At 61.2% G+C, this 13,943-nt stretch carries 13 protein-coding genes; 10 read left to right on the top strand and 3 right to left on the bottom strand.

What is annotated here, in order from left to right:
- Positions 1–11: 11 nt before the first annotated feature.
- Positions 12–935: a tripartite tricarboxylate transporter substrate binding protein gene (locus HYX42_RS12180; protein ID WP_293403507.1), complete on the bottom strand. Its 924-nt coding sequence runs from the start codon at positions 933–935 to the stop codon at positions 12–14.
- 285 nt (positions 936–1,220) lie between these two features.
- On the opposite strand from HYX42_RS12180, the gene HYX42_RS12175 reads away from it, so the two are divergent.
- Positions 1,221–2,441, top strand: coding sequence for an MFS transporter (locus tag HYX42_RS12175; RefSeq protein ID WP_293403270.1), 1,221 nt, complete (start codon positions 1,221–1,223; stop codon positions 2,439–2,441).
- A 19-nt stretch (positions 2,442–2,460) separates the two neighbouring features.
- Here the strand turns inward: HYX42_RS12175 and HYX42_RS12170 are convergent, their stop codons facing one another.
- Positions 2,461–3,390, bottom strand: a complete 930-nt coding sequence (locus tag HYX42_RS12170; protein ID WP_293403268.1) for a LysR family transcriptional regulator — start codon at positions 3,388–3,390, stop codon at positions 2,461–2,463.
- A 110-nt stretch (positions 3,391–3,500) separates the two neighbouring features.
- Between HYX42_RS12170 and HYX42_RS12165 the strand changes: the two genes are divergently transcribed.
- The 6 genes from HYX42_RS12165 to HYX42_RS12140 all read left to right on the top strand — a co-directional run bounded on the left by HYX42_RS12165 (position 3,501) and on the right by HYX42_RS12140 (position 10,170).
- On the top strand, positions 3,501–5,159 hold the full coding sequence (locus HYX42_RS12165) for an FAD-dependent monooxygenase (protein WP_293403266.1): 1,659 nt from the start codon (positions 3,501–3,503) through the stop codon (positions 5,157–5,159).
- A gap of 69 nt (positions 5,160–5,228) precedes the next feature.
- Positions 5,229–6,215: a tripartite tricarboxylate transporter substrate binding protein gene (locus tag HYX42_RS12160; RefSeq protein WP_293403264.1), complete on the top strand. Its 987-nt coding sequence runs from the start codon at positions 5,229–5,231 to the stop codon at positions 6,213–6,215.
- Positions 6,216–6,252: 37 nt separating this feature from the next.
- Entirely contained in the window at positions 6,253–7,362 is a 1,110-nt protein-coding gene (locus HYX42_RS12155; RefSeq protein ID WP_293403262.1) for an aromatic ring-hydroxylating dioxygenase subunit alpha, read from the top strand.
- The gene (locus HYX42_RS12150; RefSeq protein ID WP_293403260.1) at positions 7,359–8,312 is read left to right on the top strand and encodes a VOC family protein; all 954 of its coding nucleotides are present in this window, start codon (positions 7,359–7,361) and stop codon (positions 8,310–8,312) included. Before HYX42_RS12155 ends, HYX42_RS12150 begins: the two co-directional genes overlap by 4 nt.
- A 44-nt stretch (positions 8,313–8,356) precedes the next feature.
- Positions 8,357–9,226 (top strand): fumarylacetoacetate hydrolase family protein, encoded by an 870-nt coding sequence (locus HYX42_RS12145; protein ID WP_293403258.1) that lies wholly within the window; start codon positions 8,357–8,359, stop codon positions 9,224–9,226.
- An 11-nt stretch (positions 9,227–9,237) separates the two neighbouring features.
- Positions 9,238–10,170, top strand: a complete 933-nt coding sequence (locus HYX42_RS12140; protein WP_293403256.1) for a 3-keto-5-aminohexanoate cleavage protein — start codon at positions 9,238–9,240, stop codon at positions 10,168–10,170.
- 269 nt (positions 10,171–10,439) lie between these two features.
- Here HYX42_RS12140 and HYX42_RS12135 read toward each other — a convergent pair whose 3' ends face one another.
- Positions 10,440–11,165 carry a TetR/AcrR family transcriptional regulator C-terminal domain-containing protein gene (locus HYX42_RS12135; protein WP_293403253.1) on the bottom strand — a complete coding sequence of 242 codons (726 nt, stop codon included), beginning with the start codon at positions 11,163–11,165 and terminating at the stop codon, positions 10,440–10,442.
- 133 nt (positions 11,166–11,298) lie between these two features.
- On the opposite strand from HYX42_RS12135, the gene HYX42_RS12130 reads away from it, so the two are divergent.
- Genes HYX42_RS12130 through HYX42_RS12120 form a run of 3 tightly spaced genes read left to right on the top strand, consistent with a single transcriptional unit; the run spans position 11,299 to position 13,920 of the window.
- Positions 11,299–12,312 (top strand): ABC transporter substrate-binding protein, encoded by a 1,014-nt coding sequence (locus tag HYX42_RS12130; protein WP_293403252.1) that lies wholly within the window; start codon positions 11,299–11,301, stop codon positions 12,310–12,312.
- The gene (locus HYX42_RS12125; protein WP_293403250.1) at positions 12,309–13,124 is read left to right on the top strand and encodes an ABC transporter ATP-binding protein; all 816 of its coding nucleotides are present in this window, start codon (positions 12,309–12,311) and stop codon (positions 13,122–13,124) included. Before HYX42_RS12130 ends, HYX42_RS12125 begins: the two co-directional genes overlap by 4 nt.
- Entirely contained in the window at positions 13,111–13,920 is an 810-nt protein-coding gene (locus tag HYX42_RS12120) for an ABC transporter permease (RefSeq protein WP_293403248.1), read from the top strand. Before HYX42_RS12125 ends, HYX42_RS12120 begins: the two co-directional genes overlap by 14 nt.
- Positions 13,921–13,943 lie beyond the last annotated feature (23 nt).

The following is a 13,943-nucleotide window of genomic DNA, read 5'->3' as shown; positions in this document are numbered from 1 at the left end:
AAGTCAACGCTTCAGTCAACCTTGGCGCCCGAGGCCTTGACGACCTTCTCGTATTTGGCGAGTTCGCTTTTCATGAAGGCGCCAAACTCCGCAGGTGAGCTGGCCACCGGTTCAGCCATGAGCGCAGCAAAACGTGTTTTGGCTTCGGGCGTGTTCAGCGCATCGACAAAAGCCTTGTTCAGTTTGGCGACCACATCGGGCGGGGTGCCCGCAGGCGCCACCAGTCCCCACCAGGTGTCGATCTCGAAACCCTTGAGCGTCTCGGCGATGGCCGGTGTGTCGGGCAGCACGGCGCTGCGTTTGGCGGTGGTGACGGCAATCGCCTTGAGCTTGCCGGCCTTGATGTTGGCCGATGCGGTGGCGAGGTTGTCAAAGTTGAAATCAACCTGGCCGCTGAGCAGCGCGAGCTGCGCCGGGTTGCCACCGTTATAGGGAATGTGCACCGCAAAAATGCCGGCCTGGGCCTTGAACATTTCTCCGGCCAGGTGGCCGGCGCTGCCGTTGCCACCGCTGCCGTAGTTGAGCTTGCCGGGGTTGGCCTTGGCGTATTTGACAAGGTCAGCCACCGTGTTGATCTTCAGGCGATTGGCGGTGTCGGCGTTCATGACCAGCACGTTGGGTACCCGCAGCATCTGCGTGATGGGTGCAAAGTCGGTGGCGGCGTTGTAAGGCATCTTGCTGTACAGCCACGGGTTGATGGCGTGCGTGGCGACGGCAGAAATACCAATCGTCATGCCGTCAGGCGCAGCCTTGGCAATCGCATCGACACCGATGTTGCCGCCACCACCGGGTTTGTTTTCAATGATGACGGTGCCGAGCGAATCCTTCACACGTTCGGCCATCAGGCGGGCCGTCACGTCGATGGGGCCGCCGGGGGCGTAGGGGACGATGATGCGCATGACCCTGGGTTGCGCGAATGCGAGGGTCGACGACATCGCCAAGGCGGCAACGGACAGAAGGGCGGTGCGGCGGCGCAGGCTGCCTTGGGAAGGGGTGGTGTTCATGAGGCTATTGTTGCAAAAGTCTGCGGTGCCTACCTTATGGCAATCCATTACTGCGGAGTAGCGCATGTAAAGCGGGACCACGTTTAAAAGCGTTGCCTTTCACGACCACGCCAGCGATAGCCTGGCATCAGCCACTCATGCGATCCCCGCTTGTCTACAGCGCTCGCACGAGCTACAAGCGCAAGTTCCCACGTCAGGCGACAATAAAACCGATCCATGACCCAGACCCCCCAAGCACCAGACCGCCCCAGCACCGGCGGCTGGACAGAACTCCTCATCACGCTCGCCATCCAGGCCATCGCATCGATGGCCGTGCTGAGCCCACCCGTCATAGCGCCTGTGATCGCCGCAGCGCTGGGCATCTCCCCGGTCTTTGCGGGTATCTACATTGGCGTGGTGTATGTGGGCGCCACGACAGGCAGTCTTGCCGCTGGTGCGGCGGTACAGCGCTGGGGACCAGTGCGTGTCAGTCAGGGCGGCCTTGTGCTGGGTGGCTTGGGCCTGGCCATGTTTTGCAGCGGCTGGTTTCCGGTGATGGCGGCTGGTGCGCTCATCATGGGGTTTGGTTATGGCCCCATCACGCCAGCCAGTTCGCACCTGCTGGCACGCAGCACACCAGCGCACCGCATGTCGCTGATTTTTTCGATCAAGCAGACGGGTGTTCCCTTGGGGGGCATCCTCGCGGGTACCATAGTGCCCGGCCTGATGCTGGCCACAGGCTGGCGCTGGGGGCTGGCCTTTGTGTCCCTCGCCTGTATTGCCTGCGCCGTGCTGGCCCAGCCGCTACGTGCCCGGCTTGACGCGCAGCGGGATGCATCTACAACACTGGGCCTGGGCAAACTGGCTGAACCCGCACGCATGGTGGCGGGCCATGCCAATCTGCGTGCGCTCGCAATCTGCTCCTTCTTCCTGTCGGCGTCGCAGCTGTGCCTGATGACCTATGCCGTCATCTATCTGCACTCTGAACTCGGTTTTGGTCTGGTCGCTGCAGGCTTTGCACTGTCGGTGTCGCAGATGGCCGGCGTCATAGGCCGTGTGGTGTGGGGCCATATTGCCGACAGCGGCCTGGGCGCCATGCGCATGCTGGCCCTGCTCACGCTGATCGTTGTCCTGTGCTGCGTGGGCATGGCTCTGCTCAGTGCCACCACGCCGCTTCCTGTGGTGCTCATTTTGCTGGCCGCGTTTGGTGCAACGGCCATAGGCTGGAACGGCGTCTTTCTTGCTGAGGTCGCAAGGCAGGCCCCGACGGGGTTTGCCAGCATGGCGACCGGCGGTGTGTCGGCATTCACATTTTTCGGCGTGGTCGTGGGCCCCCCCATTTTTGCGCTGCTGGCCAGCATGGCAGGCACTTACCGCGCCGGTTACCTCGCGATGGCCTTGCCCATGGCCTGGTGTTGCTGGCGCCTTTGGCGAAACTACCGCTTGCAGGCCTCATAGGCTTGCGCGCGGCAGCGGCTCAGCTCCGCGCGTGTTCGGGCTCCCTCGCCACCTCATAGACCAGTTCACGCAGGAACTTCACCGAGGGGTCACTCGCAATGCGCGGGTGCCAGTACTGGCGGATGGTGATGGCCGGAATCGTCTTGGGCAGGCGTACGATCTTCAGCGCCACGATGGGCGACAGCAGGTCATGCAGCTCGCGTGGAATCACCGCCACCATGTCGCTTGCGGCAACAATGAAAGGAATCGCCGCAATGTGCTGTGTGCTCATGGTCACGCTGGGCATGAAGCTGGCTTTGCGCAACTGCGCCTCCAGCCAGCCGGTCGTCACAGGTATCGAGCCGGTGTGCACCTTGCGTGCCAGGCTGAACTCCCTCCACGACATGGTTTGCCCCACCGTCGGGTGGTCCCTGCGTGCGATGCAGACATAGTCGCGCTGATACAGGCGCTGCTGGAAAAGGCGCGGGTCTGAGGTCGCGAAAAAACCTGCGGCGATGTCGAGCTCGCCTGACTCCAGCGCCGAGCTCAGGTTCTCGGAGTTGGTCTGTATGGGTGACAGCACGGCGTTGGGCGCCAGTTCGTACAGCCGCCTGACCAGTTTGGGCACCAGCGTGATGGCGCCCAGCTCATTCATGCCGATGCGGAATTCACGCCTGGTGGTGGCCGGGTCAAAACTCTGCAGCCCGCCGATTTCGGTTTCCATGATGCGCAGTACGCGTGCTGCTGGTTCCGCCAGACGCTGTGTGAAGGGCGTGGCCGCCATGCGGTTGCCTATGCGCACAAACAGGGGGTCGCCGAAGCGCTTGCGCATGCGGTCCAGGTGGTAACTCAATGCCGACTGTGTGGTGCCCAGCGCCGGCGCGGCACGTGTCACCGTGCCGTGTTCGATCAGCGCCAGCACGGCCTTCAGGTCGGCCAGCTCCGGTTGGGGGTCATCAAATTTATTCATAACCTGTATCCAGCTAATGATCTTTCCAATTATGTCCCGTGTGCTTAAAGTCCGTCTCACCCAATGACACAAACGGTGCAGGCGGTCTGCCAGGCACCGGGACGGAGACAATGACAACACCACACAACGCTGCGGAAGACGCGGCCGTACTCATCATCGGCGCAGGCCCCGCCGGCCTCTCGCTTGCCGTGGAACTGGGCAGCCAGGGACACAAGTGCATCGTGGTTGAGCGCCACGACCGCGTCGGTTACGCCCCGCGCGCCAAGACCACCAACGTGCGTACGCGCGAACTGATGCGGCGCTGGGGCATTGCCGACCGACTCGCCGCCGAATCGCCGTTTGGCGTCGACTACCCGTCCAATGTCGTGTTCGCCACCCGGATGGGAGGCCGCGAACTCCAGCGTTTTCCAAACGGCTTCAACTGCAACCCGGCGCGCGACGACAGGTATTCGGAACATGCGCAGTGGATTCCGCAGTACAAGGTTGAGGCGGTGCTGAAAAGCCGTGCCTCTGAAATGCCCTCTGTGGACATCCGCTTCGGCACCGAACTGAAGGAATTCAGGGACCACGGCGACCACGTCAGTGCGACCCTGCGCAATGTCGCCACTGGTGCGGAAACAACCGTCAACGCGGCATATCTGGTCGGCGCAGACGGCGCGCGCAGCACCGTGCGTGAAAAGCTGGGCATCAAGATGAGCGGTACCTCGCCGCTGTCAGAAAACCACAACATCATCTTCCGCGCGCCGGGGCTGGCAGAGCGGCACAAGCTCGGCCCAGCGGTAATGTACTGGCTGGTCAATGAAGAAGTGCCTTCGGTCATCTCGCCACTCGACACAGGCGACCGCTGGACTTTCGGCTGCCCCAAACTGCTCGATGCGTCGTCGGACCCAGCCACGCTGATCCGCCTGGCCCTGGGTTTTGACATCGACATTGACATCCTCAGCCGCGACGAGTGGACGGCGCACCAGCTGATTGCCGACAAATATTCGGCAGGCCGTACTTTCCTGATCGGTGATGCCTGCCACCTGCACCCGCCCTATGGCGGTTACGGCATGAACATGGGCGTAGGCGACGCACTTGACCTAGGCTGGAAGCTCTCCGCGGTCCTCTCCGGCTGGGGCGGGGAGAAGTTGCTGACCAGCTACGAGATAGAGCGCCGCCAGGTGCATGAGCGTGTGATTTCCGAATCGGTCGCCAACCACGCTTTCACCTCGCGCAAGCTGGTCGTCCCCGGTATGGAAGAAGACAGTGCTGCCGGTGATGCGATACGCGCCGAGCTGTCGCAAATGCTGGCCGACACCAAGCACCGCGAGTTCTACACCCTGGGTGTGACGCTGGGCAGTCGCTACCGGGAGTCCCCCGTACTGGCGGGCGAAACATCTGCTGCCGGCGATGCGCCTGACTCTACCGACTACACCCCTCTGGCAAGGGCCGGTTGCCTGGCGCCCCACGCCTGGCTGAACGACAACACTGAAGACCGCTCCATAGGTGCGTCTCTGTACGATCATTTCGAGCCCCGCGGTTTCACGCTGCTGATCACCCGCCAGGAAGCGGCAGCCGCTGCGGCTACCGTGGTTGATGCCGCGTCAGAGCAGGGCATTCCCCTGAAGCTGCTGTCACCCGGGCTGCCCGCACTGAGCGAACTGTATGGCTGCGACTATGCGCTGATACGGCCTGACCAGTACATCGCCTGGTGCGGAAACAGCATCGACGATGCCTTCGATCTGCTGGCCCGCGTGACAGGCAAGTCGCTTGAGGCGGTCGCCTGAAAAGCGATTGCCTGAAAACTGGTTGATCCGGTTTTGATTTTCGATTCGATTAATAAAAGGAGACATTTCATGAAAGCTTTCAACCGCCGTGCAGCGCTCGCTGCTGCCTGCATCACCGCCCTGATGGGCAGCACCGCCATGGCCCAGGCACCTGCGGCCTGGCCGACCAAGCCGGTGCGCATCTGGGTGCCGTCGCCAGCAGGCACTGCGCCGGACATCGTGGCCCGTGTCATGGGCGACAAACTTTCCAAGGCCTGGGGCCAGCCCGTCATCATTGAAAACCGTCCCGGCGCGGGGGGCATGATCGGCCTGGGCGCGATCAAGTCGGGCACGCAGGACGACCATACTTTTGCGATGGTGCCAGCTTCTGTCATCACGCTCTCGCCATACATGTACAAGACTGCTCAGGTCGATGTGGTGAAAGACTTTGTGCCCGTGGCGCTGGTGGCCGAAGGCCCGATGATGATGGCGGTCAGTGCCTCGTCGCCTGCCAATTCGCTGGCCGATGTGATGGCCATGGCCAAGAAAGACGGCGAGAAATTCGTCGTGACCTCGCCGCTGATGTATTCGGTGCCTCACCTGGCAGGTGAAGTGCTCGGCAAAGCTGCCGGCATTCCGATGCGGGCTGTGCCTTATGCCAACAGCGGCGCCGCGATTGCAGCCGTGATGAACAATGATGCACAAATCATCATCGACGGCATCCCGCCTATCGAGCCCATGGTCAAGGGCGGCAAGCTGAAAGCCATTGCCGTGTTCTCCGAGGCACGCCTGGCCAACCGCCCGCAGATTGCCACCGTGGCTGAAACCTACCCCGGCATGGTCATCAACGGCTGGTTCGGCATCATCGCGCCAAAGGGCACGAGCAATGCGGCCATTGAACGCATGAACCGCGACGTTGTGGCGGCCGCCAGGACGCCCGAATTGACCGAGCGCTTCGATACGTTTGGCGTGTACGCCAAGGGCTTGAGCCCAGCCCAGTTCGGCAAGTACTGGAACGACGACCTGGTCCGCTGGGAGAAAGTCCTGAAGGACATAGGCGCCAAACCGCAGCAATAAGAAAAGACATCCCGCCCTACGATTGAAGGACAACACCATGTTTGTATATAACGCCTGGTACATGGGCGCCTGGGCCGACGAGATCAAACCCCAGGGCCTGCTCGGCCGCGTGCTGCTTGATTTGCCCGTGGTGTTTTACCGCGGTGAAGACGGCAAGGCCTTTGCACTTGAAGACCGCTGCTGTCACCGCGCACTGCCGCTGTCGCACGGCTGTGTGATCGGCGACCAGCTGCAGTGCGGCTACCACGGCCTGGTGTATGACAACAAGGGCGCCTGCGTGAAAGTGCCGGGCCAGGACCGTGTACCGGCGCAGGCCAAAGTCAGGAGCTACCCGGTTGTCGAGCAGGATGCCATGCTCTGGATCTGGATGGGCGACCCGGCGCTGGCCGATGCCTCGCTCATCGTGCGACACCCCTGGCATAGCGACCCGGACTGGACCTGGGTGAAAGACAGGTATTCGATCAAGGCGAACTACCAGCTCATCACGGACAACCTGATGGACCTGACCCACGTCGGTTATGTGCACCAGCGCACGATTGGCGGCACACCGCAGGCGCATTCGGATGCAGACACCAAAACCACACGTTCGGAAACCGGCGTCAAGGTGACGCGCTGGATGATGGACTCTGTGCCGCCCCCGTCCTATGTGGCAGCCTTCAAGTTCAACACCCCAACGGTAGACCGCTGGATGGAAATTGATTTCTTTCCGCCCGCAGCAGTGCGTATACACACCGGCGCCAAGGACACAGGCACTGGCGCGCGCGAAGGCAACCGCATGGGCGGCCTGGCCTTCATGGGCCTGAACATGCAGACGCCCGAGACTGAAAAAACCACCCACTACTTCTGGTCTGGCGCACGCACCTACTCGGTTGATGAACCGGACGTGCGCGCCAAGCTGCTGACCAGCCTGCCCGTCACCTTTGCAGAAGACAAGGTGGTGGTCGAGGCCCAGCAGGAATCGATAGACCGTGAAGGCGGCGCACCGCTGGTCATGATCGCTTCCGATGCGGGCCTGGTGCACGCGCGCCGCCTCGTCGCAACCCTGCTTGAGGAAGAAGCCAGGGCCCGGGAAGTTGCAGGCATCAAGCCCGTCATCCCTATCCGTCCCGTACACGACGCCATGCAAAAACAGGAACACGCTTCATGAAAACCGATATCGAATCCGCATACATCATTCTCGAAAGCCGCAACCCGGCTGCCCTCAACAAATACCTCGGCGAAGTGATTGGCCTGATGCCGGGCGCACCCACACCGGATGGCGCTTCTACCTGGCGCGCCGACGGCAAGGCGCAGCGTGTGGTGCTGGCCCAGGGCCAGGCCAACGATGCGACGGCGATTGGCTTTGAACTCGAAAGCCGCGACGCGCTGGATGCGGCCGTCGCGCGCCTGCGCAAGCTGGGGCTGGACCCTGTGGCTGGGACAGCCGCCCAGAAGCAGGAGCGCCGTGTCAAAGATATGGTCAGCGTGCCCTCGCCATGGGGTGTACAGGTCGAGCTGGTGCTGGGGCTTGAAGAAGCGGCCACGCCGTTCGCCAGCAAGGTCTATCCCAACGGCTTTGTCACGGGCAGCCAGGGCTTTGGTCATTTTGTTTTCGGTGTTGCCGGTGAAGGCACCTATGCGGCGGCGCGCAAGTTTGCACTCGAAGGGCTGGGCCTGAAGCTGTCTGACTATTTGCGCCTGCCCATGGGGCCTGTGGAACTCAATGTGTCCTTCTTCCATTGCAACGCACGCCACCATTCGCTGGCGATTGCGAACATCCCTGCACCCGAAGTGCCACAGAAACTGCACCACATCAATTTTGAAGTGAAGCAGGTGGCCGATGTGGGCGCTGCGTATGAGCGCGCCCTGGGGGCGGGCACGCCTATCGCCAACATGCTGGGCCAGCACGAAAACGACGGCATGGTGAGCTTTTACAGCGTTGGCCCTGACGGCTGGCAGGTCGAAGTCGGCGCCACCGGCCGCCAGATCACAGACAACTGGGACGATGTGCGTGAGTACAACCGCATCAGCATCTGGGGCCACCAGCCGCCAGCCGTCTTTGCGCAGATGCAGGGCTTGACGGCACCCGCCGCCGCACCTGTGCCGGAAACCGTTTGAAGATACTGAACTACAACCCCCCCAACAAATAACGACTGCCATTCATGAAACTCGTAACCTTCTCGTGCCGCGGGCACCTTTCCATCGGCAAGATCATCGGCGACCAGGTTGTCGACCTGCCAGCCTCCGATACCAGCCTTCCAGCGACCATGCGTGAACTGCTCTCAGGTGGCGCGGCCATGATGCAGCGCGCCCGTGACGTGGATGCCACCAAGGGCGTGACATATCCGCTGGCCGATGTGCGCCTTGAGGCCACCGTGCCCAACCCGAGCAAGTTCCTCGCCATTGGCATGAACTACGCCAAGCACGCCGCAGAGGCGCGCCAGCTTGGCGTTCAGGTGCCCGATACGCAGGTCTGGTTCAACAAGCAGGTGTCATGTGTTAACGGCCCCTTCGACCCCGTGCATATGCCCAAGGTGTCTGACAACCTCGACTACGAAGCCGAGCTCTGCGTGGTCATCGGCAAGCGCTGCCGCCATGTGTCGGCTGCCGATGCGCGCTCGGTGATCGCAGGCTATATGGTCTGTAACGATGTGTCGGTGCGCGACTGGCAAAAACGCTCGGCCACCATGACGCTGGGCAAGTCCTTCAACACCACCGGCCCCATAGGCCCGTGGCTGGTGACGGACGACGACGTCGCCGATCCGCACAACCTGAACATGCGCATGCTGGTCAACGGCCAGGTCAAGCAGGAAGTGAACACCGGCGAGATGGTCCACAACATCTATGAGCAGATCGCCTACCTGTCGACCGTGATGACACTGGAGCCCGGTGACCTGCTGGCCACCGGCACGCCTTCAGGCGTTGGCGTTGCCATGAACCCGCCGCAGTGGGTGAAGATCGGTGACGTGATGCGCGTCGAGATCGACGGTATAGGGCATATCGAGAACGTCGTTATCGCTGAACCCGTCTGAAGAGCTGCTGAATGTCCAGAAAAGTCATCATCACCTGCGCGGTGACGGGGTCGGTGCACACGCCGACGATGTCCCGCTACCTTCCCATCACACCGCAGCAGATCGCCGACGAAGCGCTGGCGGCAGCTGAAGCCGGCGCGGCCATCCTGCATCTGCATGCGCGCGACCCGGTCGATGGGCGGCCGAGTTTTGACCCGGCCATGTTTCGCCAGTTCCTGCCGCAGATTCATGCCGGCACCGATGCGGTCATCAACATCACGACCGGTGGCTCGCACACCATGAGACTCGACCAGCGCCTGGCCGCTGCGCTGGACGTGGCACCCGAGATGGCGTCCTGCAACATGGGGTCGATGAACTTCGCAACCTTCCCCATCCTCGACAAGCTCAAGGAGTTCAAGCACCCCTGGGAGCGTGACTACCTTGAAGGCTCGCGCAACGCCATCTTCCGCAACACCTTTGGCGACATCGAGCAGATATTCAACCGTCTGGGCGTGGCGCACGGCACACGTTTCGAGTTCGAGTGTTATGACGTTGGGCACCTCTACAACCTCAAGCACTTTGTAGACCGCGGCCTGGTCAAGGGGCCGATCTTCCTGCAGTTTGTGTTGGGCGTGCTGGGCGGCATTGGCGCCGATGTTGACAACCTGGTGCACATGAAACACATCGCCGACAAGCTGTTCAAGGACAGCTACCGCTGGTCGGTGCTGGCTGCCGGTCGCCACCAGATGCCGCTGATCACACACGCCGCACTGATGGGCGGCAATGTGCGCGTCGGGCTTGAAGACTCGCTTTACCTGGGCCGGGGTGAGCTTGCAAAATCCAACGCCGAGCAGGTCAGGAACATCCGCGCGGTGCTGGAACCGCTGGGTTTTGAGTTCGCGACGCCGGACGAAGCCCGCGAAATGCTGGGCCTGAAGGGCAGGGCTGGCGTCAAGCTGCCTTGAGCTGAGATGCCAGGCATGTCGCAGAAAATTAACGTGTAAGTTAAAAACTTAACGTGTACGTTAAAAAATGGGTCCAGATGGCCCATTTGCCGTTTTTTGGGCCTTCAAATTGCCTCAAAACTGGCAAAAAATGGCTGTTTTGAGGCATAAAAACGGCTGCAGGCCAATAAATACGTGCGTGAGCAGCTATTAAATCAGGAGCAGATTTGATCTGTTGCCGGGTGGATGGCTGCCTGAATCCGCAGCCCCGCCAGCGGATTGCCACCCGGTCAGGGCCTGGCCTGCGTTTGCTGACTGGCGCTGATGGCCATGTTGTTCTCCAGCCCGAAAATCAGGGCGCGCAGGGTGTAGTCAAAACGGTGTGAAGGCTCAAGGTCGCCTGCGGCCTGCAGGGATCTTTTGAGTTCGGGATATTGGTCATCCTTGTTGTCCAGCACGGACTGCCGGAACTCAAGGTCGGGATGGATTTCCAGCTCGCGTTCGGTCACGTTGCGGCGTTCGCTGCGGGCGACCCAGCCTGCGACGAACTCCACAATCGCCCGCGTTGCATAGAGCGCGCCCACCTCGTCAAAGCCTGACTGGCGTGCCGCCTTGATCGACATCTCGTGCCGTATCAGGACGTTGTAGCCGGTGTGCGTCCTTCGTATGGTGTAGTCGGCCAGGCCGGGGACGGCTGCGTACATCTCAAGCAGGGCGTGTGCAAAGCTGACTGCCCAGCTGGACCAGCCTTCGCCTGTGTAGGGCTGCACGGGGAAACGTTCGGTCACGGCAGCCACCACTTGCGCGATGAGGTCTTCACGCCCCTTGACGTGGTGGTAGAGGGCCTGTGGCGTGACGCCCAGCGTATCGGCCACGGCCTGCAAGGTCAGGTTGCCCAGCCCTATGTCTGAAGCCGCCGCAAAGATCTGCTCCAGCGACACCTGTCTGGGCCGGCCTACGCCGCGCTTGACCACTGGTTTGCCGGTGTCTTCAGACGGTTTTGTGATTGAACTCATGGTTTCTACCAGTCTCCGGATTTTAATTATTTACTATCATTCAAATATTAACAGTCAGCGCAGGTTCTTGCAGGTTATATCGGCGCCGGCTGTTTTTTGGGCGACACATTTCCACTCATAAACAGGAGACAACATGCATTCAGATTTCTTTCCCAGAATAGGCGCAGCCCTTGTTGCGGCAGCGCTGGCACTCGCGGTCATTCCGGCCCGTGCAGCTGATCTTGAGCCCTTGAGGGTCCAGTTTGGTACGGTGGCCTTGCCCGCCTTTGCCGCACCCATTCTCGCAAGGGAAACCGGCATGTATGAAAAGGCCGGCCTCAAGGTCGACATCATGCCTGGCCGCCTTTCACAGGATACCGTCAATGCCATCGCAGCAGACAGCGCCGACATCGGTTTTGTACTGGCGATCAATCTTATCCAGGCCGTCGACAAGGGCCAGAAGCTTGTTGCCGTGGGCAATATGTACGGCAGCAACGGCTTTGGCGTGGTGGCGGCGAAAGACTCCGGCATCACAAAATTGCTGGACCTTCAGGGCAAGAAGATTCTGGTGCCTGGCGCCAGCTACGAATCCCTGCTGCGTGCCCTGATCAGCCGGCAGGGCGGTTCCCCGGACAAGGTGACCTACATCCTGGTGCCGCAGGTCAATGCCATGCTGACCTCCTATATCGCCAAACAGGCTGATGCCGTGTTGACCGCGATTCCTTTTGCGCAGGCCGGTGTCGAGACGAACCGTCCTTCCATCTACCTGCCTTTTGCAAAAGAAGGCGACCCCGAGCCTTTTTACGTGTGGGTTGCGCGGCCTGACGTCGTGGCAAAGAAAAAAGACCAGATACGGCGCTTCCTCAAAACCACGTACGAAGCGACCGGCATGATGAATGCCAACTCTTCGGTGGCTGTTGCACCGTTCGTCAAATCGGTGCCCGGTGCGCAGGCAGACCGGGTGGTGCCAGAGTACGCGCTGTGGACCCAGTTCCAGTGCGCTGAAGGGCAGGCCGTTGTCGGCCGCGCGTCCGACGCTGCATGGAAGGCGGCTGTTGACCTCTATCGCAACATCGGCCTGGTGACATCGGCCATGAAGCCGACGGACCTGTATACCAATGAATTTTTTGATGGCGCCAATGCAGTGTCATCCGTGAAGTGCAAATGAGCCCAAACGAAAGCGGGGCTGAAGCAGGGTCCCTGGCGTTTTCAGGCTCTGCCCTGACGCTTGTTGACGTCACCAAGCGTTTCGGAAACGTGAAGGCCCTGGACCAGGTCAGTCTGGATATACCCAAGCGCAGCTTTGTCAGCCTGCTGGGGCCGTCCGGCTGCGGCAAGAGTACCTTGCTGGCATTGATGGCGGGGCTGGAAAGCCCGAGCTCCGGCAGCGTGATGGTTCACGGGCGGGAACTTCGGGGAGCCAACAGTGCCGCCGGCATGGTCTTCCAGAAGGACCTGCTGCTGGGCTGGAAAACCGCGCTGGAGAACATCCTGTTCCAGTTCGAGATCCGGGGGCTGCCGTCCGCACCCCACGTTGAACGGGCACACAGCCTGCTGACGCTGGTGGGCCTTGAAGCATTTGCCAATTCATACCCGCACGAGCTTTCGGGCGGCATGCGGCAGAGGGTTGCGCTTTGCCGTGCGCTTGTGCATGAACCGGAGTTGCTGTTGATGGACGAGCCGTTCGGCGCGCTGGATGCGATCACTCGGGAAAAGGTGGCGATAGACCTCGAAAGCATCACGGCCAATTCAGAAAAAACAGTGGTGTTTGTGACCCACAGTCTTGAAGAAGCTGTCTTTCTGGGTGACGTCGTGCTGGTGCTTTCGGCGCGGCCTGGCCGCATTGCTGCCCGCATCGATGTGGATGTACCCCGGCCACGACGTGAATGGCCGCGTGGCGTCTCGGTCTTCACACCCTATATCGACCAGGCTTTTGCCGCACTTCAACAAGCGGGAGCGTACGACCATGTCGAAGCCTGAAGTATCTGCCGCTGGTTCGGCCAAAAAATCGGCCAGGTCCACCGACGCGGGTAGCCACATGCTGTGGACGCTGACCGGGTTTGCGATCCTGCTGGCGATGTGGCAGGTCGTGGTGCTGCTGGGCCGCTACCCGGAAGTGGTCTTGCCCGGCCCCTGGTCGGTGGCCGCCGGCATATTCAAGGACAGGGCGCTCCTGTTCACGCATGCTTTGGTGACACTGCGCGAGATCGGCGTTGGTTTTGCTCTTGCGGTGCTGATCGGCGTTCCCATAGGCGCGGCGGTGGCGTTTTCAAAACCGTTGTCGCGGCTGCTGATGCCCTTGATGGTGGTATCCAACTCCATCCCCAAGGTCGCGATAGCGCCCCTGTTCCTGCTCTGGTTTGGATACGGGCAGATCACCAATATTGTTCTGGCCGTGCTGGTGGCGATCTTCCCCATCGTGATCAATACAACACTGGGCCTGACGCATATTGAGCCGGACCTGATCAGGCTGGGAAAGGTCATGGGCGGCAGTCCTGCCCGTATCTTCTGGCAAATAAGGGTGCCTACGGCATTGCCCAGCATTTTTGCCGGGCTGAAACTCGCCATCACACTCGCAACCATAGGTGCGATCGTGGGTGAAATGATTGCCGGCCAGGCCGGCCTGGGCTACCTGGCGCAGTACGCGTCGGGGCAGCTTTTGACGGTGATGGCATTTGGCGCCATCGTTGTGATGTCTGCATTGGGCGTCGCACTTTTCTATGCGATTGCCTGGCTTGAAGTGATAGTCGTCGGCCCGAACCGGCGTGCCGCATGAGGCGCTGCCTTTGCTGAACGCCT

It is taken from the genome of Polaromonas sp. (genome assembly GCF_016185115.1).
GTDB lineage: Bacteria > Pseudomonadota > Gammaproteobacteria > Burkholderiales > Burkholderiaceae_C > Polaromonas.
This window is presented reverse-complemented; position numbering and strand designations above follow the sequence as displayed.

What these genes read in the sequence shown, in the direction of transcription:
- HYX42_RS12180 (WP_293403507.1), bottom strand. Translation starts at nt 935, where the DNA reads ATGTCGTCGACCCTCGCATTCGCGCAACCCAGGGTCATGCGCATCATC.
- HYX42_RS12175 (WP_293403270.1), top strand. Translation starts at nt 1,221, where the DNA reads ATGACCCAGACCCCCCAAGCACCAGACCGCCCCAGCACCGGCGGCTGG.
- HYX42_RS12170 (WP_293403268.1), bottom strand. Translation starts at nt 3,390, where the DNA reads ATGAATAAATTTGATGACCCCCAACCGGAGCTGGCCGACCTGAAGGCC.
- HYX42_RS12165 (WP_293403266.1), top strand. Translation starts at nt 3,501, where the DNA reads ATGACAACACCACACAACGCTGCGGAAGACGCGGCCGTACTCATCATC.
- HYX42_RS12160 (WP_293403264.1), top strand. Translation starts at nt 5,229, where the DNA reads ATGAAAGCTTTCAACCGCCGTGCAGCGCTCGCTGCTGCCTGCATCACC.
- HYX42_RS12155 (WP_293403262.1), top strand. Translation starts at nt 6,253, where the DNA reads ATGTTTGTATATAACGCCTGGTACATGGGCGCCTGGGCCGACGAGATC.
- HYX42_RS12150 (WP_293403260.1), top strand. Translation starts at nt 7,359, where the DNA reads ATGAAAACCGATATCGAATCCGCATACATCATTCTCGAAAGCCGCAAC.
- HYX42_RS12145 (WP_293403258.1), top strand. Translation starts at nt 8,357, where the DNA reads ATGAAACTCGTAACCTTCTCGTGCCGCGGGCACCTTTCCATCGGCAAG.
- HYX42_RS12140 (WP_293403256.1), top strand. Translation starts at nt 9,238, where the DNA reads ATGTCCAGAAAAGTCATCATCACCTGCGCGGTGACGGGGTCGGTGCAC.
- HYX42_RS12135 (WP_293403253.1), bottom strand. Translation starts at nt 11,165, where the DNA reads ATGAGTTCAATCACAAAACCGTCTGAAGACACCGGCAAACCAGTGGTC.
- HYX42_RS12130 (WP_293403252.1), top strand. Translation starts at nt 11,299, where the DNA reads ATGCATTCAGATTTCTTTCCCAGAATAGGCGCAGCCCTTGTTGCGGCA.
- HYX42_RS12125 (WP_293403250.1), top strand. Translation starts at nt 12,309, where the DNA reads ATGAGCCCAAACGAAAGCGGGGCTGAAGCAGGGTCCCTGGCGTTTTCA.
- HYX42_RS12120 (WP_293403248.1), top strand. Translation starts at nt 13,111, where the DNA reads ATGTCGAAGCCTGAAGTATCTGCCGCTGGTTCGGCCAAAAAATCGGCC.